At 60.3% G+C, this 21,706-nt stretch carries 18 protein-coding genes and 1 pseudogene; 15 read left to right on the top strand and 4 right to left on the bottom strand.

What is annotated here, in order from left to right:
* Positions 1–13 precede the first annotated feature (13 nt).
* From VM99_08160 to VM99_08150, 3 genes are all read right to left on the bottom strand, one after another.
* Positions 14–1,273, bottom strand: coding sequence for a hypothetical protein (locus VM99_08160; GenBank protein AKJ98034.1), 1,260 nt, complete (start codon positions 1,271–1,273; stop codon positions 14–16).
* Positions 1,274–1,345: 72 nt separating this feature from the next.
* Positions 1,346–2,425, bottom strand: a complete 1,080-nt coding sequence (locus VM99_08155) for an endonuclease (GenBank protein AKJ98033.1) — start codon at positions 2,423–2,425, stop codon at positions 1,346–1,348.
* A gap of 88 nt (positions 2,426–2,513) precedes the next feature.
* Positions 2,514–3,176 carry a membrane protein gene (locus VM99_08150; GenBank protein ID AKJ98032.1) on the bottom strand — a complete coding sequence of 221 codons (663 nt, stop codon included), beginning with the start codon at positions 3,174–3,176 and terminating at the stop codon, positions 2,514–2,516.
* 175 nt (positions 3,177–3,351) lie between these two features.
* Here VM99_08150 and VM99_08145 point away from each other — a divergent pair, with 175 nt between their 5' ends.
* The 3 genes from VM99_08145 to VM99_08135 all read left to right on the top strand — a co-directional run bounded on the left by VM99_08145 (position 3,352) and on the right by VM99_08135 (position 5,339).
* Positions 3,352–4,101 (top strand): ABC transporter substrate-binding protein, encoded by a 750-nt coding sequence (locus VM99_08145; GenBank protein ID AKJ98031.1) that lies wholly within the window; start codon positions 3,352–3,354, stop codon positions 4,099–4,101.
* Between the two features lie 125 nt (positions 4,102–4,226).
* Positions 4,227–4,706 carry a nuclease gene (locus tag VM99_08140; GenBank protein ID AKJ98030.1) on the top strand — a complete coding sequence of 160 codons (480 nt, stop codon included), beginning with the start codon at positions 4,227–4,229 and terminating at the stop codon, positions 4,704–4,706.
* Positions 4,707–4,727: 21 nt separating this feature from the next.
* A complete protein-coding gene (locus VM99_08135; GenBank protein AKJ98029.1) occupies positions 4,728–5,339 on the top strand; it encodes a DNA polymerase III subunit epsilon in 612 nt (203 codons plus the stop codon).
* A gap of 37 nt (positions 5,340–5,376) precedes the next feature.
* On the opposite strand, the gene VM99_08130 is transcribed toward VM99_08135, so the two are convergent.
* The gene (locus VM99_08130) at positions 5,377–5,829 is read right to left on the bottom strand and encodes an AsnC family transcriptional regulator (GenBank protein ID AKJ98028.1); all 453 of its coding nucleotides are present in this window, start codon (positions 5,827–5,829) and stop codon (positions 5,377–5,379) included.
* A 162-nt stretch (positions 5,830–5,991) separates the two neighbouring features.
* Here VM99_08130 and VM99_08125 point away from each other — a divergent pair, with 162 nt between their 5' ends.
* The 12 genes and pseudogenes from VM99_08125 to VM99_08070 all read left to right on the top strand — a co-directional run bounded on the left by VM99_08125 (position 5,992) and on the right by VM99_08070 (position 21,699).
* Positions 5,992–6,894, top strand: coding sequence for a membrane protein (locus VM99_08125; GenBank protein AKJ98027.1), 903 nt, complete (start codon positions 5,992–5,994; stop codon positions 6,892–6,894).
* 58 nt (positions 6,895–6,952) lie between these two features.
* On the top strand, positions 6,953–8,287 hold the full coding sequence (locus VM99_08120; protein ID AKJ98026.1) for a DEAD/DEAH box helicase: 1,335 nt from the start codon (positions 6,953–6,955) through the stop codon (positions 8,285–8,287).
* A gap of 256 nt (positions 8,288–8,543) precedes the next feature.
* Positions 8,544–9,854 carry a UDP-N-acetyl-D-glucosamine dehydrogenase gene (locus VM99_08115; GenBank protein ID AKJ98025.1) on the top strand — a complete coding sequence of 437 codons (1,311 nt, stop codon included), beginning with the start codon at positions 8,544–8,546 and terminating at the stop codon, positions 9,852–9,854.
* Positions 9,855–9,952: 98 nt separating this feature from the next.
* On the top strand, positions 9,953–10,900 hold the full coding sequence (locus VM99_08110; protein AKJ98024.1) for an oxidoreductase: 948 nt from the start codon (positions 9,953–9,955) through the stop codon (positions 10,898–10,900).
* Positions 10,901–11,001: 101 nt separating this feature from the next.
* Positions 11,002–11,586 carry a serine acetyltransferase gene (locus tag VM99_08105; protein ID AKJ98023.1) on the top strand — a complete coding sequence of 195 codons (585 nt, stop codon included), beginning with the start codon at positions 11,002–11,004 and terminating at the stop codon, positions 11,584–11,586.
* On the top strand, positions 11,583–12,674 hold the full coding sequence (locus VM99_08100; GenBank protein AKJ98022.1) for an aminotransferase DegT: 1,092 nt from the start codon (positions 11,583–11,585) through the stop codon (positions 12,672–12,674). The genes VM99_08105 and VM99_08100 overlap by 4 nt, the downstream gene beginning before the upstream one ends.
* On the top strand, positions 12,671–13,756 hold the full coding sequence (locus tag VM99_08095; GenBank protein AKJ98021.1) for a UDP-N-acetylglucosamine 2-epimerase: 1,086 nt from the start codon (positions 12,671–12,673) through the stop codon (positions 13,754–13,756). Before VM99_08100 ends, VM99_08095 begins: the two co-directional genes overlap by 4 nt.
* Positions 13,753–14,535, top strand: a complete 783-nt coding sequence (locus VM99_08090) for an ABC transporter (GenBank protein AKJ98020.1) — start codon at positions 13,753–13,755, stop codon at positions 14,533–14,535. Before VM99_08095 ends, VM99_08090 begins: the two co-directional genes overlap by 4 nt.
* Positions 14,528–15,268: pseudogene (locus VM99_08085) on the top strand (hypothetical protein). The gene VM99_08090 and the pseudogene VM99_08085 overlap by 8 nt, the downstream one beginning before the upstream one ends.
* 1,037 nt (positions 15,269–16,305) lie before the next feature.
* The gene (locus VM99_08080; GenBank protein ID AKJ98019.1) at positions 16,306–19,626 is read left to right on the top strand and encodes a hypothetical protein; all 3,321 of its coding nucleotides are present in this window, start codon (positions 16,306–16,308) and stop codon (positions 19,624–19,626) included.
* Positions 19,627–19,706: 80 nt separating this feature from the next.
* Positions 19,707–20,717, top strand: coding sequence for a hypothetical protein (locus VM99_08075; protein AKJ98018.1), 1,011 nt, complete (start codon positions 19,707–19,709; stop codon positions 20,715–20,717).
* A gap of 97 nt (positions 20,718–20,814) precedes the next feature.
* The gene (locus VM99_08070; GenBank protein AKJ98017.1) at positions 20,815–21,699 is read left to right on the top strand and encodes a hypothetical protein; all 885 of its coding nucleotides are present in this window, start codon (positions 20,815–20,817) and stop codon (positions 21,697–21,699) included.
* Positions 21,700–21,706: the final 7 nt, after the last annotated feature.

Raw genomic sequence — 21,706 nt, 5'->3', positions numbered from 1 at the left:
GGCGGCGCTGGACTCAAGCAGGTTTCGCGGCAGGCGGCTGGCTCAGGTGCCTCGCCACGATGTCTGCAATCAAAAAGCCTATTTTCTCGGAGAAGGTCACCAAGAGTTGGCCGTTGGTGTACTGGAGCCTGGCCGGGGCGAGCGATTCGTCGCTTTCGGTCACCCCTTTTGCCACCGCATAGCCGTTGATCGAGACCGTCAGGCGCACTCTCTTGACGGACAAGCCATCGCCAAAATCCTTTTGCAGGACGTCCGCCGGGACGGCTCCTGAAATCCTGGGGTCCGACAGCGGTGAACCGGCCTGCCTGTCGTAATGGTTGAAGAAGCGCTCGATGAGCACCCCGTCCGCCCGCTCGAAAGTGAATGTCAGGTTTTCGAACAGCCTCTGCGGGTCGAAGGCCTGGGTGCGCAGGCAGAACGTCAGGACCTTCAAGATGATCTGCGAGCCTTTGAAGAGAGGATCGCCGGCGGGCGGGTGAACGGTTTCGCAAAAATGCAGCCGGGTCAGGTACAGGCAATCGTCCTTGACGAGGATGTTCAGGTCGATTCTGGGCGGCATGGTTTTTATCCCGGCCGCTGCGATGCCATACCATTCGTAGAAGCCACCGAACCTGTCATGGATAGGGGTGTTGGGCCTGCGCCCGTTGTTGATGTCGGATTCGTAGTAGAGCATGTCGGAACACACGGACTCCGCCAGTTCTTCAGTCGGCGAAATGTGTGCCCAGTCCCAATGCTGGATGGACGTGAAGCGTTGGTCTTCGGTTTGAATCTTGCTTTTGAGGTGGTGCGTCCCGGAGCCGGCCAGGTAGCAGGTGCCAAAGTGCTCGGTGGTCACCGTGGCTTCGGGGCGGTGGACATAGGCGCGCCGGCCGCCTTGTCCATCCAGCAGCACGCCCAGCATGTGGAAGGCGCTCGCGGTCGCGCCCATGCTCATCAGGACCTGATCGATCATGGCCGCCTCAATCAGCGCGTCGGGTTGATAGCCGAGCTTGATCTCGATGGATTGTGATAACGCCACCCAGAATTCATAGGCCGACCGGCAATCCCCGGCAAAGGCGAGCATGCCGCTGTGGTTCGGCAGGAGGTAGGTTTTACGCCCCATGCGGGCGATATGGAACGGCCCGTCCTGGTCATGCCAGTCAGTCGGTATCAGCCCCAGCGAAGGCACCCAGGCAGACATTGATTGGCGCTTGTCCGGCCCGTCGGCGCTGATCAGGCAATCGGCGATCAAGTGGGGGTCGTGCTCAGGGTTGATCAGCGCGATGACGGTCATGGTGAGTTCTCCAGGTGAGCCCAATCAGTGGGGCGTGCATTCCATGGGCGGCTGTCAGGGCTGGCGGAGTGGCTAGGGGGCAGCCGGCAACAGAAACCGTGCAATCACCGGCAGATGGTCCGAGATCCGCAACGTGTCGTCCTGGCGTACCTGGGCTTGCACCCGCTTGATCCGCGGGCTGTAGAACAGGTAGTCGACGGTGCGGTCGGGGCCGTTGAGGCCCGGGTCGTTCGGGTAGTGGGTCAACCAGTGCTCGCGGTCGATGCCGCTGGCTTCGTTGTTGGTGGGGATCATCGGGTACTTGTCCCACAGCAGGTGCAGGGCGCTGTCGGCGGAGTAGGGCGTGCGCTGTTCTACCGGCAGGCGTCGGTACTGGCCGAGGGGCAGCAGGTTGAAATCGCCGCCGATCAGCCACGGCGTGCCGGATGATTCGAGTTTGTCCAAGGCCCTGGCCACGGCGGCCACTTGCCGGGGCAAGGTCTCGTCCGGTTCGGTGGCCCGTTCCAGATGGGTGTTGAGCACTGCCAGGCGACCACCGTCCTTGAGCGCCAGGTAGCTCACCAGCAGGGCGTTCTTGGGTTGGAACTGGCGACTGATGAAGTTGGCATCGGCCACCGGCAGTTGCACCCGTTCGGCGTGGTCGATGCGATAGCGGCTCAGCGTCGCCAGTTGTCGACCGACACTGCCGAAGATATGCGGGTCGGGGATGAATTCGGCCTTCCAGTCGAAGGCGCTGGTGGCGCAGGGGTAGAGATCGGCCAGGCGTTCCTGCAACAGCTTGAGCTGATCCTGGTAGTCGCTGGCCTTGGCGCCATGGTCCAGTTCCTGGAGCAGGACGATGTCCGGTTGCTCGTCGCGAATGACCCGTGCCACTTCATCGAGGCTGAAGGCCATGTCTTCCAGGGTCGGGCTTTCGTCGTCGCCCTGGGCCAGGTCGTGCCAGAACACGTAGCGCTTGCCGGCCAGGAACTGCACGTTCCAGGTCATCACCTTCAAGGCCTGGCCGGGCATCAGTGGCGCTGCGTTGGCGGCGCAACTGACCGGCAGGGTTTCCCGGGGGTGTGGGCGCCAGGTCGAACCGTAGATCGCCAGGGCGGCCAGGCACAGGATCGACAGCAGGCCCAGCAGGGTATAGCGCAGTAGACGGGTCATGGCTCAGCTTATGGGCGAACGCAAAAGTGAGCCCGAGCATAACCGAGAGCGGTTCCCAAGCCCAAGCCCGGGACTTGCGCCGCGTGGCTCAGCGGTTCTCGGGCCTTGCTTCGAGCAGCATGAAGATGCGGAACAACACCACGCTGGTGAACAGTTGCAGGAAGCTGTGGACGCTGTCGATCAACAGGCTGATAACCGGGTTCAGGGGGCCCGGATACGCCGAGACACTGGCGCCCTTGAGCAACCACAGCGGCGCCATCACACAGAGAATGCAGGTCAGGATCCGCCAGAAATTGCCGCGGCTCATGGCCAGGCTTTCCTTCATGGCGGCCAGCGGCGTCAGGCCCCTGAGTACCAGCAGGTATTCGCTGAAGGCCAGGGTCACCATCAGCCACAGGCCCGGCAGGAAGTACAAGGTAATGCCCACCAGGATCAGCAGCGTGTTGAGGGCGGTCAACAAGGCAAAGCGTGGCCAGAGGGTCAGTGCCGTGGCGAGCAGGTCGCGCGGGCGTGGCGCCTCGCCGCGGCTGCGGGCGTCGAGAAACAGAATCAGCGCGGCGGTGTAGAGCGGGTACACCAGCAGCCCGACGATCACGCTGTAGCCGGGAAAGCCTTCCGGGCCGACGGCGCTGTCCACGCCTTGCTGCAGCAGGGCCTCGAGTATGACCAAGGGCAGGCAAAGCTGGGCGATCCGGCCCAGATGGCGCTTGAAGAAATACAGAGAGTCGCGCAGCACGTCAAACGGATTCATGGGTCGGTATCGCAGGTCTAAAAGCGGTCCGACACTTTAACCGATCAGGTGCCCGCACAAGCAAACGTAAACATCTGGTAAAGACCGTTGAAACCGTCCAGGCCAGCCCCATTACTGATGGGCACCGGTCGTGTGATCGGAATGGTTTTCTACCCGGCAATCTGATGAGGTCGCCATGAACAGCGAAGAACAAACCCTGATCGATGGACTGTTTTCACGGCTGCAACAGGCCGAAAAGGATTCAGCCCCGCGCGACGCCCAGGCCGAGGCGCGGATCAAGGAACACCTGGCGAGCCAGCCCGCCGCGGGCTATTTCATGGCCCAGGCGATTCTGGTGCAGGAGGCCGCGATCAAGCGTCTGGATGAGCAGAACCGGCAGCTCGCCCAGCAAGTCGAGCAATTGCAGGCCGAGCTGCAGCAGGCCCGGAGCCAGGCGTCGGCGCCGGCCGGCGGCGGGGGCTTTCTGTCGAGTATTTTCGGTGGCAGCAACCGCGACGCCCGTCCGGCGAGCCCACCGCCCTCCAGCGGTGGCGGCTGGCGCGAACCGCCCCGGTCGTCTTTCAATGCCCCGGCCCAACAAGGCTTCAGCGCGCCGCCGGGCAATTATGGCGCAGCGCCACAGCAGGCCCCGGCGGCGAGCAGCTTTCTGGGCGGTGCGCTGAAAACCGCTGCGGGCGTAGCCGGTGGCGTCATGCTGGCCCAAGGCATCAGCAGCTTGTTTCACAGCGGCCAACAACCCCAGGAGATCGTCGAGGTCATCAAGGAAGAACCCGCTCAACCGGTCAATGACACCGGTGACAACGGCTGGGGCGATGACCAGCGCGTGGCCGATAACCAGGCCTATGGCAACGATTCGGATGGTTTCAGCGACGCCGACTACAGCGACGACGGATCCTTCTTCGGCGACGACGACTCCTTCGTCTGACCTGCCATTCGTCCGGGGCGCCCTGGCGCCTCGGGCCGATTATTCGCGGAACATTCCCCTTGGCTGGCATACTGGCGACTTTTCGGGCCAGATGGCCTGCGCTTGTGCAGCCAAGAGGAAACGCGGTGAAGAAAATTGCAGTGTTCGCCGATGTCCAGAACCTCTACTACACGGTGCGCCAGGCCTACGGTTGCCACTTCAACTACGCCGCGCTGTGGGCCGATGTCAGCAAACAGGGGCAGATCGTCGAGGCCTATGCCTATGCGATCGACCGTGGCGACAGCAAGCAGCAGCAGTTCCAGCAGATCCTGCGCAATCTGGGCTTCACCGTGAAGCTCAAGCCCTACATCCAGCGCAGCGACGGCTCGGCCAAGGGCGATTGGGACGTGGGCATCACGCTGGACATCATGGACGCCGCCGACCATGTCGATGAAGTGGTGCTGGCCTCCGGCGATGGCGATTTCGACATGCTGCTCGAACGCATCATCAGCAAGCATGGCGTGCAGGCGGTGGCCTATGGCGTGCCGGGGCTGACCGCCAACTCGTTGATCCGCGCCGCCAGCCGCTACGTGCCCATCGAAGGCGCGTTGTTGCTCAAGAATTGATTTTTACGGAGTTCAGCAGGTTTGGAACGCATCGCAGTCATCGACTTTGAAACCACCGGCATCACCCCCAGCAGCAGTTGCCGGGCCACCGAGATTGCCGTGGTGATCCTCGAGCAGGGCCGGATTGTCGACCGTTACCAGAGCCTGATGAATGCCGGTGTGCGCGTTCCGGCCTTCATCGAGCAACTGACCGGCATCAGCAACGCCATGCTGCGCAGCGCCCCGCCGGCCGAGAAGGTGATGAACGAGGTCAATGAGTTTGTCGGCATCACGCCGCTGCTGGCTCATAACGCCGCCTTCGACCAGAAGTTCTGGGACTTCGAACTGGGACGAATCAAGCGCACCCGCCTGCAGAACTTCGCCTGCTCACTGCTGCTGGCCCGGCGCCTGATGCCGGCCGCGCCGAACCACAAGCTCGGTACGCTCAACACCTTCGCCGGCCTACCCCACACCGGCCAGGCTCACCGAGCCATGGCCGATGCCGAAATGGCCGCCAACCTCACCGCGCACCTGGCCTCGGAGCTGCGGCAAAAGCATGGGTTGCAGACGTTGTCCCATGATCTGTTGTGCCGCTTGCAGAAAGTGCCGGCGGCCAAGATCAATGAGCATCTCAAGCGCCATCGCGGATTCTGAACACACCACAGAACCGTTGTGGGAGCGGGCTTGATCCTTATTTCCCGTTGCCTTCCAACTGCCCCAGTGGCACACGCTTTTCAATGGCGCTGGACAGCACGATCGAGGTCTTGCTGAAGCCGAACTTGGCGATGCGGTTGATCAGTGCTTCCAGCTCCGGCATCGAGCCCACTGCTGCCTGCATGATCACGCAGGGGTCGCCGGTTACCCGGTGGCATTCGGTCAGTTGGGGGATCTTGCACAAGTCGTCGTATGCCTTCTGGTTGCCGTGCTGGTTCATCCGCAGTTCGATCACGCACTGCACCGGCAGGCCGATCTTCGCCATGTCGACCTTGGCCTGATAGCCGGTGATCACCCCGCTGGCCTCCAGCTTGCTGACGCGCTCGGCCACGGCCGGCGCCGACAGGTTCACTTTGCGGGCCAGGTCGGCGTAGGAAGCCCGGCCGTTTTCCAACAGGGCGGCGAGCAACATGCGGTCGTATTTATCCACGGGGAGGGCGTCCAACTGAGATGACTTTCGAAAGCACGGTTTATAGCGTCGATCTCCTTGTTTTGAAAAGTGTATGGCTGCGATAAACAGGTTTTGTAGCTTATTTTCCGCTCGTCGCCTTTCTAGAATAGCGGCTCTCCTTGTCCTGACTTCGAGCTGACCATGCCGGGCCTACGCCGTTTTCCTCTGCCACTGATCGCTGCCTTTTTCGCCTTGTATGTCATCTGGGGGTCGACCTACCTGGTGATCCGCCTCGGCGTCGAGCATTGGCCGCCGCTACTCCTGGCAGGTATTCGCTTTGTGTTGGCCGGGTCGTTGATGTACGGCTTTTTGCGCTGGCGCGGGGCACCGGCGCCGACCTGGGCGCAGTGGAAGGCCGGGGCCCTCATCGGCGTGTTGCTGCTCAGCTTTGGCAACGGCGCGGTCAGCGTGGCCGAGCACTCGGGCGTGGCGTCCGGGGTGGCGGCCCTGGCCGTGGCCACGGTGCCGTTGTTCACCTTGCTCTGCGGATATTTCTGGGGCGCGCGTAATACTCGTCTGGAATGGGCCGGCATCGTGCTCGGCTTGATTGGCATCGCCATGCTCAACCTGGGTTCCAACCTGCAATCGAGTCCGTTGGGGGCGACCTTGCTGTTGTTCGCGGCCGCGTCCTGGGCCTTTGGCTCGGTGCTGAGCAAACACGTGCCGCTGCCGGCGGGAGCAATGGCCAGCGCCGTTGAAATGCTGGTGGGCGGCGTGGTGCTGTTGATCGGCAGCTTCGTCAGTGGTGAGCACCTGGAGCGCGTACCGCCGTTCGAAGGCTGGTTCGCGCTGGCCTACCTGACCTTCTTCGGTTCGATCATCGCCTTCAACGCCTACATGTACCTGCTCAAGCATGTCCGTCCGGCGGCGGCCACCAGCTACGCCTACGTCAACCCGGCGGTGGCGGTGTTGCTGGGCATCGTGTTTGCCGGCGAGACCATCGGCATTGAAGAGGCCTTGGCGATGTTGGTGATCATCAGCGCCGTGGTGCTGATCGGGCTGCCCCAGTGGCGCAAGCCCAAGCCTGCGCCGGTCGAATCCTGAATTGAGGTAAACTGCCGCGCATTGCACACCATGCGCTGACTTTTCCTACGGTATTTCCATGACTTTCGCCTCCCTTGGCCTGATCGAACCCTTGCTGCGCGCCCTCGACGCGCTCGGCTACCAGACCCCGACCCCGGTGCAGGCCCAGGCCATGCCGGCGGTGCTGGCCGGTCGTGACCTGATGGCCGCGGCCCAGACCGGCACCGGCAAGACCGCCGGTTTCGCCGTGCCGCTGTTGCAGTTGCTGACCACCGAAGGACCGAAAGTGGCGGCCAACTCGGTGCGGGCGCTGATCCTGGTGCCGACCCGCGAACTGGCCGAGCAGGTCCATGAAAGCGTGCGTGAGTACGCGCAGAACCTGCCGTTGAGCACCTACGCGGTGTACGGCGGCGTCAGCATCAACCCGCAGATGATGAAGCTGCGCAAAGGCGTCGACCTGCTGGTCGCCACGCCGGGGCGCCTGCTCGACCTGTTCCGCCAGAACGCGCTGAAGTTCAACCAGCTGCAAACCCTGGTGCTGGACGAAGCCGACCGCATGCTCGACCTGGGCTTCTCCGAGGAATTGGCGAATATCTACCGGGCGCTGCCGAAGAAGCGCCAGACGTTGCTGTTCTCGGCGACCTTTTCCGACGCGATCCGCTTGCTGGCCGGGCAGATGCTCAACGACCCGCTGAGCATCGAAGTGAGCCCGCGCAACGTGGCTGCCAACACCGTCAAGCAATGGGTGGTGACGGTGGACAAGAAGCGCAAGCCGGAACTGTTCGTGCACCTGATGCGCAAGGACAAGTGGAAGCAGGTGCTGGTGTTCGCCAAGACCCGTAACGGGGTCGATGCATTGGTGGAAAAACTCCAGGGCCTGGGCGTCAACGCCGATGGCATCCACGGCGACAAGCCCCAGGCCACGCGCCAGCGTGCGCTGGACCGTTTCAAAGTGGGTGAGGTGCAGATCCTGGTCGCCACCGACGTCGCCGCCCGTGGCCTGGATATCGAGGATTTGCCGTTGGTAGTGAATTTCGACCTGCCGATCGTGGCCGAGGACTACATCCATCGCATTGGCCGTACCGGTCGGGCGGGCTCGACCGGGCAAGCGATTTCCCTGGTCTGCGCCGACGAAGTGAATCTGCTGTCAGCCATCGAAACCCTGACTCGTCAGACGCTGCCCCGGCAAACGGAGCATGATTTCGAGCCGGAACACCGGGTCCCGGAAACTGACGCCAGCGGCCAGGTCATCAAGAAACCGAAAAAGCCGAAGAAACCGAAAACCGCCGGCGGTGGCGGCAAGCGTAACCTGGGCAAATGGGTGGACAGCGGTGATGCGGCGCCGGTGGAGCCTTCGGTCAAGCCTGTGCGTAAAGTGCCGGTGTTCAACACCGGGCCGCGCAAGAAAAAATAGCTGTGCGGGCGATTTGCGCCCCTCCGTGCAAAAAACGGCCACTCTTTATTGCCGTTCGTCGCCCCGAGAACCTTTGATCCGCCGCCGTTCACCCGCGCATTGAGGGGCGAACCGCGGCGCTGATCGTGTGCGACCAGATCGTAGGAATTTTCCTGACTTTTGCAAAGATCGGGATTTGTCCTATGAGCAGGCGGCCACGCCTTGGTAACATGTCGTACATATGGAGTTCTTCATTTTGTTGGGAGTGGTTGGGTAGATGGGTGTGGTCGAAGCAAGTATTGCTAAATTCAAGAGTAAGGATGCGGTAATCGGGATCGTAGGCCTGGGTTACGTCGGATTGCCGTTGATGCTTCGCTACAACGCTATCGGTTTCCGCGTCCTGGGAATCGATATCGATACCGATAAAGTGGCCAAACTCAATGCGGGCCAGAGCTACATTGAGCACATTGCCAGCAGCCATATCGCCCAAGCACGGGCGACGGGCTTCATGGCGACGAGCGATTTCAGCAAGGTCAGCGAATGTGATGCGCTCATTCTGTGCGTGCCGACGCCGCTGAACAAATATCGCGAGCCGGACATGAGCTTCGTGATCAACACCACCGACGCCATCAAGCCTTATCTGCGCGCCGGTCAGGTGGTTTCGCTGGAAAGCACCACTTACCCGGGCACCACCGAGGAAGAGCTCCTGCCTCGCGTCGAGGAAGGCAACCTGGTCACTGGCGAAGACATCTTCCTGGTCTACTCCCCCGAACGAGAAGACCCGGGCAATCCCGATTTTGAAACCCGTACCATTCCCAAGGTCATCGGTGGCCACACACCTAACTGCCTCCAGGTCGGTATCGCCCTTTACGAGCAGGCCATCGACCAGGTCGTGACGGTCAGTTCCACCAAAGCCGCCGAGATGACCAAGCTGCTGGAGAATATCCATCGCGCGGTGAACATCGGTCTGGTGAACGAGATGAAGGTCGTGGCCGATCGCATGGGCATCGACATCTTCGAAGTGGTTGACGCCGCGGCCACCAAGCCCTTCGGTTTTACCGCGTATTATCCTGGGCCCGGGTTGGGCGGCCATTGCATCCCGATCGACCCGTTCTACCTGACGTGGAAGGCTCGCGAGTATGGCCTGCATACGCGCTTCATCGAGCTTTCCGGCGAAGTCAACCAGGCCATGCCGGAGTATGTGGTCGGCAAGTTGATGGACGGATTGAACAACGAAGGCAAGGCCCTCAAAGGCAGCCGAGTGCTGGTCCTGGGGATTGCCTACAAGAAGAACGTCGATGATATGCGCGAGTCGCCATCGGTCGAAATCATGGAGCTGCTCGAAGCCAAGGGCGCCGTCGTTGCCTACAGCGACCCGCACGTCCCGGTATTCCCCAAGATGCGTGAGCACCATTTCACGCTGTCGAGTGAGCCGCTCACGGCGGATAACCTGGCGTCGTTCGACGCAGTGATTCTCGCCACAGACCATGAGAAGTTCGACTACGAGCTGATCAAGGACGCCGCTCGCCTGATCGTTGACAGCCGTGGCAAGTACCGTACGCCCGCGGCACATATCATCAAGGCCTGACAGCCGGTCTACAGGGTCGGACCAGCAGAAAGCGGGCTTGCGCTTGCCCCGCCTGCCGGTCCCGCTTCGAGGCAATACCCCTTTTTTGAGGTCTTTCCATGAAACGTTTTGCTCTTATCGGTGCTGCCGGCTATATCGCCCCGCGCCATATGCGCGCTATCAAAGACACCGGTCACGAGTTGGTCTGCGCCTACGACATCAATGATTCGGTCGGGATCATCGATAGCCTGTCGCCACAAAGCGAGTTCTTCACAGAATTCGAGCGCTTTTATGACTACGCCTGGCGGCTCAAGCGCGATCCTGCCACGGCGCTGGATTTCGTTTCGATCTGCTCCCCCAACTACCTGCATCATCCGCATATCACCGCGGGGCTGCGCCTGGGCTGCGACGTGATCTGCGAAAAGCCGCTGGTGCCGACCACCGCCATGCTCGACGACCTGAGCCTGACCGAGCGGGAGACGGGCAAGCGCCTGTGGAACATCCTGCAACTGCGTCATCACCAGGCCATCATCGACCTGAAAAATCGGGTCCAGGTCGAAAAGCGCGCCCACAAGCATGAGGTCGACCTGACCTACATCACCAGCCGGGGCCGGTGGTACATGGAAAGCTGGAAAGGCGACCCTCGCAAGTCGTTCGGCGTTGCCACCAACATTGGCGTGCACTTCTACGACATGCTGCATTTCATCTTCGGCAAATTGCAGCGTAACGTCGTTCACTACGCCAACGATTTCAAGGCGGCTGGCTATCTGGAATACGAAAATGCCCGCGTGCGTTGGTTCCTTTCCATCGACGCCGATGACCTGCCGGCGTCCGTGAAGGGCAAGAAACCGACGTACCGCTCCATTACGTGTGATGGCGAGGAAATCGAGTTCTCCGAAGGCTTCACCGACCTGCACACGGTCAGCTACCAGGCGGTCCTGGATGGCAAAGGCTACGGCATCGAAGATGCGCGGCACTGTGTTGAAACGGTGGAGACCATTCGCACCTTGACCCCGACTCGCGCCCAAGAAGGCGAAGGTCACCCGTTCGTAGCAGGGCTGAAGTAAGCCCAGGGAACATGGTGGCAACATGAAACAGCAGGTTGCCAGCATTGCGGTAACCCGCTGTTTTTGTATATGCGTACCATGACGTACATCAGGACTCAAACGTGAACTACTACCAGCATCCCAGTGCGATCATCGATGATGGCGCCCAGATCGGCGAGCAATCCCGTATCTGGCACTTTGTCCACGTCTGCGGTGGCGCGCGCATCGGTCGCGGCGTTTCGCTTGGCCAGAATGTGTTTGTCGGAAACAAGGTGGTGATCGGCGACCACTGCAAGATCCAGAACAATGTTTCCGTCTACGATAACGTCACCCTTGAAGAGGGCGTTTTTTGTGGACCGAGCATGGTGTTCACCAACGTCTACAACCCCCGTTCGCTCATTGAGCGAAAAAACGAATACCGCGACACCCTGATCAAGAAGGGCGCGACGCTGGGAGCCAACTGCACGATTGTCTGCGGTGTGACCATCGGCGATTACGCTTTCGTGGGAGCCGGTGCGGTGATCAATCGTGATGTACCCGCCTATGCCCTGATGGTCGGTGTCCCTGCCCGGCAGATCGGTTGGATGAGCGAGTTCGGCGAGCAGCTGGACTTGCCGTTGAGCGGAGAAGGCTCTGCGCCGTGCGCCCATTCCGGGGCCACGTATGTGCTCAGTGGGAATGTGCTTAAAAAGGAGAACAAGCAGTGATCGAGTTCATTGACCTCAAGGCTCAGCAGGCGCTGATCAAGGTGCAAATCGACGCGGCTGTCCAGCGTGTCATGGCCCATGGGCAATACATCCTTGGCCCTGAAGTGAATGAGCTTGAAGAGCGCCTGGCAGCCTTTACCGGCGCCAAATACTGCATCAGCGTCGCCAATGGGACCGATGCCCTGCAGATCGCGCAGATGGCGCTCGGCATTGGCCCGGGCGATGAGGTCATCACTCCGGGATTTTCCTATATCGCCACGGCCGAGACCGTTGCCTTGCTCGGAGCGAAGCCGGTCTACGTCGATGTCGACGCCAAGACCTACAACCTGGATCCCGCGCTGCTGGAAGCGGCCATTACGCCGAAAACGAAAGCGATTATCCCGGTCTCGCTGTACGGCCAGTGCGCCGACTTCGACGCGATCAATGCCATCGCAGCCCGGCATGGCATCCCGGTGATCGAGGATGGCGCGCAAAGCTTCGGCGGGCTTTATAAAGGCAAGCGCTCCTGCAACCTGAGCACCATTGGCTGCACCAGTTTTTTCCCGAGCAAGCCCTTGGGCTGCTACGGCGATGGCGGTGCGATGTTCACCAACGATGAGAACCTGGCCAAGGTGCTGCGGCAGATTGCCCGGCATGGCCAGGACCGTCGCTACCACCATGTTCGCGTCGGCGTGAACAGCCGGTTGGACACGCTGCAGGCGGCGATCATGCTGCCCAAGCTGGACGTGTTCGAGACCGAGCTGCGTCAGCGCGAGGACGTCGCGCAACGTTATGCCCGATTGCTGGAGCAGGCCGACATCGCCGCTCCGTTCGTGGCGGCGACCAGCCAGAGTGCTTGGGCCCAGTACACGGTGCAAGTGGCTTCGCGCGATGCTGTCCAGAAACACCTGGCGAGTGCCGGCATCCCTACGGCCGTGCATTATCCCATCCCCCTGAATCGCCAACCCGCGGTCCGGGACGAGCAGGCACACCTGCCGGTCGGCGATGCGATCGCCGCCCGCGTCATGAGCCTGCCCATGCACCCCTACCTCGATGAGCCTTCCCAGCGCCTTATTGTCGACACCTTGAAAGAGAGCCTTCGCGTATGACCTGCAAGATCGTAACCATCGTTGGCGCTCGTCCACAATTCATCAAGGCCGCGGCGGTTTCCCGGGAAATCCTCAAGCATCCGGAACGCCTGGTGGAAGTCATGGTGCACACCGGGCAGCATTACGACCCGAACATGTCCCAGGTTTTCTTCGACGAACTGGAGATCCCGGCACCCAAGTACAACCTTGAAGTGTCCGGTGGGACCCATGGCGTGATGACGGGGCGGATGCTTGAAGGGATCGAGCAGATCCTCCTTGAGGAAAAACCGGATTGGGTGTTGATCTACGGTGATACCAACTCGACATTGGCGGGCGCGCTGGCGGCAGCGAAGCTGCACATTCCCGTCGCCCATGTCGAGGCAGGGTTGCGCTCGTTCAATATGCGCATGCCGGAAGAGGTCAACCGTATCCTGTCCGACCGGGTGTCGACGCTGCTGCTGTGCCCCACGGCCCTGGCCGTCGATAACCTGGCCAAGGAAGGGCTCCGCGAAGGGGTGCACAACGTCGGCGACGTCATGTACGACGTGGCGCTGTTCTACCGCGAGCGCGCCAAGGCGCAAAGCCAGGTCATGGCGCAGCTGGGCTTGAAGGAGGGGGCTTTTGCGCTGGCGACATGCCATCGTGCTGAAAACACCGACGATCCTCAGCGCCTGGGTGAAATCATGGCCGCTCTGGCCGACATTGCCGCGCAGATGCCGGTCGTTCTGCCGCTGCACCCACGTACGCGCAACCTGCTCAAGACCCATGCATTGGAACATCACCTGAGCACCATCAAGGTGGTGGACCCGTTGCCGTTCCTGGACATGGTTGCCCTTGAGCAGGCGGCCAACGTGATCCTGACCGACTCGGGCGGCGTGCAGAAAGAGGCCTATTTCTACCGGGTGCCGTGCATCACCCTGCGCGATGAAACGGAATGGGTCGAAACTGTCGAGCTGGGCTTCAACCAGTTGGTCGGTGCCAATCGCAATGCGATTAAAACGGCAATGGCCAACCGGTCTATCCCTGAAGGCCAGGCAGATGTCTACGGCGACGGTACCGCCGCCGCACGCATCGTCGCTATCCTGGAAAGCACCCGGCCATGAATCCGATTTCAATCATCTGGCGTCACATCCACGTGTTGTGGGCGACGACCTTGACCGATATACGCAGCCGCTTCATCGGCACGATCTTTGGTGTCGCGTGGATCTTCCTCTACCCGTTGCTGTTCCTCGGCCTGTATGCCGTGGTCTACACGATGATCTATCGTGTACGGGTCGCGGAGTTCGGCACCTTCGACTACGTGCTGCTGATATTTTGTGGCCTGGTGCCCTTTCTCGGTTTTTCCGAGGCACTGGGCAGCGGGGTGGGATCGGTACTTGGCAACAAGGGGCTGATCAAGAACACGCTGTTCCCGATCGACCTGATTCCCGTCAAGACCGTCCTGGCCAGCAGCGTGACGATGCTGGTGGGGCTGGTGATGTTGCTGATGGTGTTGTGGAGTCGTGGCATCGTCCATTCCACGCAGTTGGCGATCCCCTTGATATTGGTGCTGCAGATCATCTTCACGGTGGGCCTGATCTGGATACTCTCGGCGATCAATGTGTTCGTACCCGACCTGAGTCAGATGGTCGCGGTGCTTATCCTGTTCCTGATGCTGGTATCGCCTATCGCCTATACGCAGGAAATGATCCCCAAGGAACTCATTCCCTTCATGTACCCCAACCCGTTGTACTACCTGATCATGCTGTATCGGGATGCGGCGTTCATCGGGGTCATCAAGCCTGGGCTGCTGGCCATTTTCACCGTCATTTCGTTCTCCACTTTCTTCTTGGGTGGATTTGTCTTTTCGCGATTGAAGCCGTTATTTGCCGATTATGTCTGAGCCGATCATTGAACTAGCCTCCATCGCCAAGATGTACCGGATTTTCCGTTCGCCACGCCATCGTATGGTTGAGGCGCTGGGTTTTCCCGTGGCCCGGTCGACCTACGACGAGTTCTGGGCGGTGCGCAACCTGTCGTTGACGATCAAGCCCGGGGAACGCGTGGGGCTGGTGGGGCGCAACGGTGCCGGCAAGAGTACGATGCTCAAGCTGATCGCCGGGCTCATCCAGCCGACCGAAGGCACGGTCAAGGTACGTGGCAAAGTCCAGGCGTTGATGGAGCTGGGGACGGGGTTCCACCCCGAGTTCACCGGTCGCACCAACGTCATGTCGTCTTTCGCCTACCAGGGTGTGACGGGGGCTCGTGCCAGGAAACTGCTTGACGATGTGCTGGAGTTCGCTGAGCTTGAGGAATTCATCGATAAGCCGGTAAAGACTTATTCATCCGGCATGTACTCGCGACTGGCCTTTGCGGCAGCCACGGCCATACGCCCGGAAATCCTCATCATCGATGAGATTCTTGGCGCCGGTGACTCGTATTTTGCCGGCAAGTCCGCCAAGCGGATGCGTACCTTGACGGCGGAAGGTTCTACCGTCTTGTTCGTTTCCCACGATATGTCCGCCGTGCAGATGATCTGTGATCGCGCCATTTGGGTCGAACGCGGCAGGATTGTCGCCGATGGCGACCCGATCGAGATCGGCCGCTCCTATGCGGCGTCCATCCGCAAGCAGGAAGAGCTGCGCCTGAGGGCGATCAACCTGAAGCTCAGTCGTGGGGATGTCAGTGAATTGCTGACCGACACCGAAGTCGACCGCGTGTCGGTGCTGCGTTTCATCTCCGCTGCCGACGATGCGCCGACAACTCCCCTGGCGGTGTTCGAGATGACGCTCGAGCACAAGGGTGAAGTCATCGACAACGTGCTGGTTGGAGAAGCCCTGGACGATGACCGTAACCAACGGCTGCACCTGTTGACCGCCCATGGCTACATGAACTGGGGGGCGCCAAGCAAGACCTCCGAAGGGATCAGCTACCGGGAGTTCAAGGACTGTGGCGGGCAATACAAGCATGCCCCCGTCAGCATCAAGGTCCCGTTGGGGCTGGGCGAGTTGGGTGAGTTTGCCGTGACCATCCGGCACACCGGCACGGGGGCGGGCGAAACGGTCTACTGCCAGATATTCGATGGCTTGGAATACATCACCATCGGCACGTTGGAGCCGGCTGCCGAGAATGGGCAGATGATCAGCCAGCGTTTTGCTCTCAGCTCCTTCGTGCCTTCGGCGACCGACAATGCTCCGGCCGTGGCCGAGCGGTCCGATTTTGAATACGGCGAAGGCAGTGCCTGGATCGACGGCGTCGACTTTCTGGATCGGCATCAAGAGTCACGGCGCGTGTTCTCTTTCGGCGAGCCACTTTACGTCCACGTGAAATGGGGTGCCAAGGTCGATATCCCCTGTATGTCGTTCATCATTTGCATCTATGGCATGGACGGGCGCTGCGTGGCGCAGGTTGTGTCGCCGTTCATTTCGTCCACGCGGGACCGACGCACGGGGCTGGTCAAGGCGCAGTTCGACCCGCTGATGGTCGGCGTGGGGGACTACGTGATCTCCGTGGGTATTTTCGATGGCATGACCGAGAGCCAGGCGAGCGGCGAACACCCGCTGGACGTCCATGATCGTCAATACCGCATTCGTGTGACGGCGCCTTTGGATGTGCGCATGGAGCGCGGTTTGGTCGTGCACCCGGTGGAATGGGTCAATCTGGAATCCGTTGAATGAGTAAGCGTTCCGAGATCAGTTATTTTGCCCAGGCCGACCTGTGGAGCCGCAACGCGGTTTCCGAGCAGGTCGCCGTTGCCGAGGATCTGATCGAACTGATCCCCGATTCGGTAAACACCATTCTCGACGCCGGTTGTGGCAACGGTACCGTGACCAATCGACTGGTGCCACGCTGGGACGTAGTGGGCTGCGATATCAGTGAGGCTGCGGTCAAGCGCGTGCAAGCGCCCGCCTTGGTGGCCGACTTGTGTGCGATCCCGTTTGGCGACCGCAGTTTTGACCTGACGCTTTCCAGCGATGTGATCGAGCATTTGCCCGACTCCATCTATGCTCAGGCCCTGGCCGAGATTGCCCGGGTATCGGCACGCTATATCCTGGTGGCGGTTCCTTACCGCGAGCTGCTCGAGGCGGCCGAAATCACCTGCCCGGCGTGTGGCACGCGTTATCACGCCCATCTGCATCAGCGCAGCTATACGCTGGAGGACGCGATATCGCTGTTCGCCCCGGTATTCTCGGCGGTGGACGTACGGTTTTCCGGTGAGTCGTGGACGTTTGAAGACCCCAAGATAGTCGAGGCGTCGCGTGCCTTGTCGGGCCTGGATTACCCGTTCGAGGACGGTATCTGCCCTCATTGCTCCACCCGCCGCGGGCCCGTGGAGCGGTCGAGCTCCGCCCTGATGGTGCAGCGCCGTTTCGAGGCGTTGCAGGCGATGCAGTCGGCGCAAGGGCTGCGCAGGATGCCCGACACCAGTGAAATTCTGGTGTTGTTCGAGCGCGGCGCGGCGGCGACAAGCCACTGGGCCACGCCCGATAGTGACGCATCCTTCGATGAATCGGGTTTCGCATTGTCCAGTCTGGCCCTGCGGGACAATCCGTTCAATTATCCGCGCAGCGTCTACCGTATCCAGAGCGACGCCGATTACGGCATAGTCACGGTTCCCCGGCGTCCCGAATCGGTGCAGGTGGAAGTGGGCGAACTGGAATCCCTTGAGGTTTACGATCACGTTCGCGGGCGCTACGTCAGCTGCCCTCGGGACAATGAGACCGGGACCTATCAGCTGGCCCCGGTTCCGTTCGGTCCCCATGGCTGCATCCTGCGCATGCTTCACCCCAGCGCCGACTTGCAATTGCAGATGACGTTCGAGGAGGCCGATCAGCGCAAGATCATTGCCTGTTGCCTGGGCGATGATCCCAGCGTCGCTCAAATGCGTGAAGAGGCAAGCAAGTTCTCGGCCCTGACCGAGCAGTTGGAGATTACGCGCTCGGCCCTTGAGGACAAGCTTCAGGAAAAAGAACGAGCGCTGCTCGAGCAGACCCAGGCGATGGCCAGGGTCAACACACTGGCCAATGAACTCGAGGACAAGCGCGCCGAGTTGGAAGACCGTTACACCCAACTCAGCGAAAGGGCCTCGGCCCAGGAAGTACTGATCAGCAACGGCGAAGTTCGTGTCGAGGCGCTGGCGAGCGAGAACGAACGGCTTTGCTCGCAGATAGCGAACCTGCAGGCCGAGCTCGACGGGACTCGGCACCACGGTGAAGCCTATCGGTTCGAGATTCAGCAACTCACGCTCAAGGTTGAACAACTGAGCCACCTTGCCAATGAACTCGAAGCTCGGCGAGATGCCCTCGAGCGTGAGCTCCAGTCGCGTGATCAGCAGTTGAAGAGCCTGCAGGGCCTGTATGACTCGGCGCTGCTGCAAAAAGAACACTGGATCGAGAAAAACAGCGAACTCGAACTCAGGCAGCACGACCTGACCATGACGATCGAAGCGCTTGAGTCGCAAGTCAATCAGGCACAGATCATCGCGCTTGAATACCAGAACGCCGTTGAGCGGATCGAAGTTCTGGCGCTGGAAAAAACCACGTTGAGCCTGGAGTTGGAAAGTCTGAACATGGAAGTTTCGGCGCGTTCTCACGAATTGGCAGAAAAACACCGTGTTACGCAGCACTTGAATGACTTGTCCGAGCGCCTGGAAAGCCAGCGTGAAATGCTGGAGGCCAAGGTCAAGAGCCTGGGCATGACCATCAACGGCCTGGTGGAGGAGAAAACCGAATACCAGATGTTGGTCGATGCGTTGCATATCCGCCTGGGGGAAGGCCTGCACAGGGAGGTGAACCAGCCACGCAAGGTCCTGGTGCTGTCGCATATGTATCCTCGCGAATACAACATGGTTGGCGGGATTTTTGTCCATGAGCAGGTCAAGGCCCTCAGGGCCCAGGGCATCGACGCCCGCGTGGTCAGCGGCGAGCCGTTCTGGATCAACACCGTCAACCCCAAGGCGATCAGGCGTGCGCTGAATATCTACCGGGCCCAGAAAATCAGTGGCTGGGAGGAGCATGAAGGCGTGCCGCTGATCCGCTTCCCCTATATCGTCAGTTCACTGCTGCCTTTCCAGGCCCATGCCACGACTTACTCCCATGGGTTGCTACGCCAGGCCGAGTGGTTGCGGGCAGACTTCGATTTCGAACTGATCCATGCCCACACCGCCTACACCGACGGCACCGCTGGTCGCCGCCTGGCCAGCAAGCTGAACGTACCGTTGGTCATTACCGAACACACCGGACCTTTCACGACCTTGACCCGTACGCGCTACTTGCGCCGCATGACGCAAAAGGCCCTGAACGCGGCTGACAAGGTGATCGCGGTCAGTTCGGCGTTGCTCTCGGACATGCGTCGGGAGGTCAAGCTCAAGGCGGGTGTCCATACGCAAGTGATCGCCAACCTGGTCGATACCGAGCTGTTTGGCGAACAAGCGGTCACGCGCGACGAATTGATCCATTTGTTGTGGGTCGGTCACTTCGTGCCCGTCAAGCGAGTCCCGGTACTGCTGGAAGCCTTCGCCGTAGCGCTCCAGTCGGAACCGCGCCTGCGCCTGCGCCTGGCGGGCAGCGGGGAAGGACTCGAGGACGCCCAAGCCCTGGTGGACAGCTTTGGCATCGGGCACGCCGTGGAGTTCTCCGGACGCGCCAGCCGCACGCAATTGGTCGATTACTACCGTGAATGCGATTTCCTGGTGATCTCCAGTGAAAGCGAGACGTTTGGCGTGGTGGCGATCGAAGCCATGAGTTGCGGCAGGCCGGTGCTCACCACTCGCTGCGGCGGCCCTGCCGAGATCGTTTCGCATTCACAGCTGGGGCATGTCGTGGGGATGAGCGTTGATGAGTTGACCCAGGGGATGCTGACGATGGCTCGCCAACGGGAAACCTTCAACAGTCGGGTCATCCGGAAAGTGACGGAGCTGAAGTTCTCCAGCGCCAGCATTGCCCAGGAAATCGCGAACGTGTACTCGGCCTCGATGGAAAACCGCAAGCGCTAGGTGCCTATCAGCGTGCTGACTTACAAATAATTCAACAGGGATGCTTTCGTTCAATGAATCAAGTCATAACAGGTTCGCCCGTGCGGGCGCATGATTCGAACCTGGATTTTGTGCGGGTGGTCGCTTGCCTGGCCGTAGTGCTGCTGCACGTTTCCGCGCGGCCGATCTACATGCAGGGCGAATTGAGCATGTGGGCCTGGTTTCTCGGTGACGCCGTCAGCTCGTTAACTCACTGGTGCGTGCCGGTGTTCGTGATGCTGAGCGCTGTGCTGATCCTCGGCAATGCCAAGACAACCTATCGCCATATCCTGACCTCCCGCGTGCCGCGCATGCTGGCTGTGCTGTTCATCTCTTCGGTGATCTATGCCCTGTGGATGAAGTATTTCCAGCAGGCCTTTGTCTGGACCGCGTTCTTGAGAGCCATTGTCCTGGGGCAGCCGTATTACCACTTGCACTTCTTCTACCTGATCATCGGGCTTTACCTGATCGCGCCACCGCTGTCCCAGGCCGTGGTCAACATGCAAGAGAAAGACCTGCGCAACGCGGTCATCGCCACGTGCACCCTGACCATGGTGACCTTTGCCTGGAGCACGTTTTCCCGCACGTACACGCCCAATGGCGGTAGTTTCTCCTGGTCGTATATCAGTTACTTCCTGCTGGGGTATTACCTGTACAAGTTTCGACCCAACCTGCCTTACGCGATGATCGCCTGGTTGGGTTACCTGGTCACGGTGGTCGGGACCTTCGCGCTGGCCTACGGTTTTGGCAGTGCCTACACGTGGAAGCTGTACTTCTTCAGCTATTTCAGCCCGACGGTTTTCGCCATGTCCATCGGTGTCTGGGGGTTGAGCCTGCAAGTCGCGCAAAAAGTCAGGATTCCCGGGCTCAAGCGGCTGGCTCCGCTGACGCTGCTGGTCTACATCCTCCATCCGATTTTCATGGAATTGTTGCGCTCGCAATACGCCAAGGTCTCTCCCTCGTTGATGAGGCCATTGATAGAAGTGCCATTGACCTTCGTGCTGACGACCCTCTGTGCTTTTGCCACAGCCTGGTTGCTGTACAGGATTTCCTTTATTCGTCGTTTATTTTAAGGGTGTGCAAGTGAGTAACTCTAAGAGCCGTGCCGTGATACTTGCTTCGGCTGCCGTCGTGGCAGTAGCCGGTTTGGGGTATGCATGGAAAAACAACTTGCTGTTCGGTGGTGTCTTTAACTGGAGCAGCGAGCCGGTCGTGCGTGTCCAGCCGGGGTCGGAAGACTCCCTGCATGTCGAATACCCTTCGGTCTTCAAGGTCGGCGATGCCAACGCAATGCTGTACTCCGGGTATGGCGACGATCATCGCTGGAGGATCAAGCTGGCCACCGCGCAGAACGACACCGACTACGTCAAGCAGGGCAACATCTTCGATGAAAAGCTGCTTCCATTCAAAGGCGCCTACGCCTTTCCGTTTGTCAGGAAGAACCTGGTAAACGGTGCAACCCGCTATGAGCTGTTCTTTTCCGTGACCGAAGATGGTTCGGCCTCCTACTCGGCGATCTATCGTTCCACCAGCACCAATGGCCTGCGTTGGGAGACCCCCAAGAAACTGTTGGGCGACAGTGCCCTTGACCCGGTTGTGTTCAAGCACAATGGGCGCGACACGATCGTCTACACCTCCACGGTCAACGGGAACAATACGATCAAGGCGGCCGAACTGAAGGCCGATGGCGGCGTGGGACCGAGCACTGTGGTGTTGAACCCGGACAGTGGGATCTACACATTGGGTGTTGTCCACGTCAATGACAAGCCTGTGCTCTTCGTGGAAACCCCGAACAGTTGGGATGCCTATTGCTTCAATGCATCGGACAAGCTCGTTGCGGCAAGCCAGGAGCCGGTGTTCACGTTCAAGGACAATACCGGGAAAGCGTGGGATGGCTTGAAGTACGGCATGTACTTCTTTGAAGAGGCCGACTCGCCAACCATCTATTACAACGGTATTGAAGCGCATGGCGTCGAGCAGGGCGGGCAAATTGGCGTTGCCAGTTACGATGCCGGCAACTTGACCAGCAAGTTGAACTTGACCCAGTGTCAATGAATCGGGA

The organism is Pseudomonas chlororaphis (assembly GCA_001023535.1).
GTDB lineage: Bacteria > Pseudomonadota > Gammaproteobacteria > Pseudomonadales > Pseudomonadaceae > Aquipseudomonas > Aquipseudomonas chlororaphis_E.
Note: the sequence above shows the minus strand (reverse complement) of the source record. Positions and strands in the feature narration are given on the sequence as shown.

Coding starts and splice junctions, on each gene's coding strand:
- VM99_08160 (AKJ98034.1), bottom strand. CDS start 1,273: ATGACCGTCATCGCGCTGATCAACCCTGAGCACGACCCCCACTTGATC.
- VM99_08155 (AKJ98033.1), bottom strand. CDS start 2,425: ATGACCCGTCTACTGCGCTATACCCTGCTGGGCCTGCTGTCGATCCTG.
- VM99_08150 (AKJ98032.1), bottom strand. CDS start 3,176: ATGAATCCGTTTGACGTGCTGCGCGACTCTCTGTATTTCTTCAAGCGC.
- VM99_08145 (AKJ98031.1), top strand. CDS start 3,352: ATGAACAGCGAAGAACAAACCCTGATCGATGGACTGTTTTCACGGCTG.
- VM99_08125 (AKJ98027.1), top strand. CDS start 5,992: ATGCCGGGCCTACGCCGTTTTCCTCTGCCACTGATCGCTGCCTTTTTC.
- VM99_08120 (AKJ98026.1), top strand. CDS start 6,953: ATGACTTTCGCCTCCCTTGGCCTGATCGAACCCTTGCTGCGCGCCCTC.
- VM99_08115 (AKJ98025.1), top strand. CDS start 8,544: ATGGGTGTGGTCGAAGCAAGTATTGCTAAATTCAAGAGTAAGGATGCG.
- VM99_08110 (AKJ98024.1), top strand. CDS start 9,953: ATGAAACGTTTTGCTCTTATCGGTGCTGCCGGCTATATCGCCCCGCGC.
- VM99_08095 (AKJ98021.1), top strand. CDS start 12,671: ATGACCTGCAAGATCGTAACCATCGTTGGCGCTCGTCCACAATTCATC.
- VM99_08090 (AKJ98020.1), top strand. CDS start 13,753: ATGAATCCGATTTCAATCATCTGGCGTCACATCCACGTGTTGTGGGCG.
- VM99_08080 (AKJ98019.1), top strand. CDS start 16,306: ATGAGTAAGCGTTCCGAGATCAGTTATTTTGCCCAGGCCGACCTGTGG.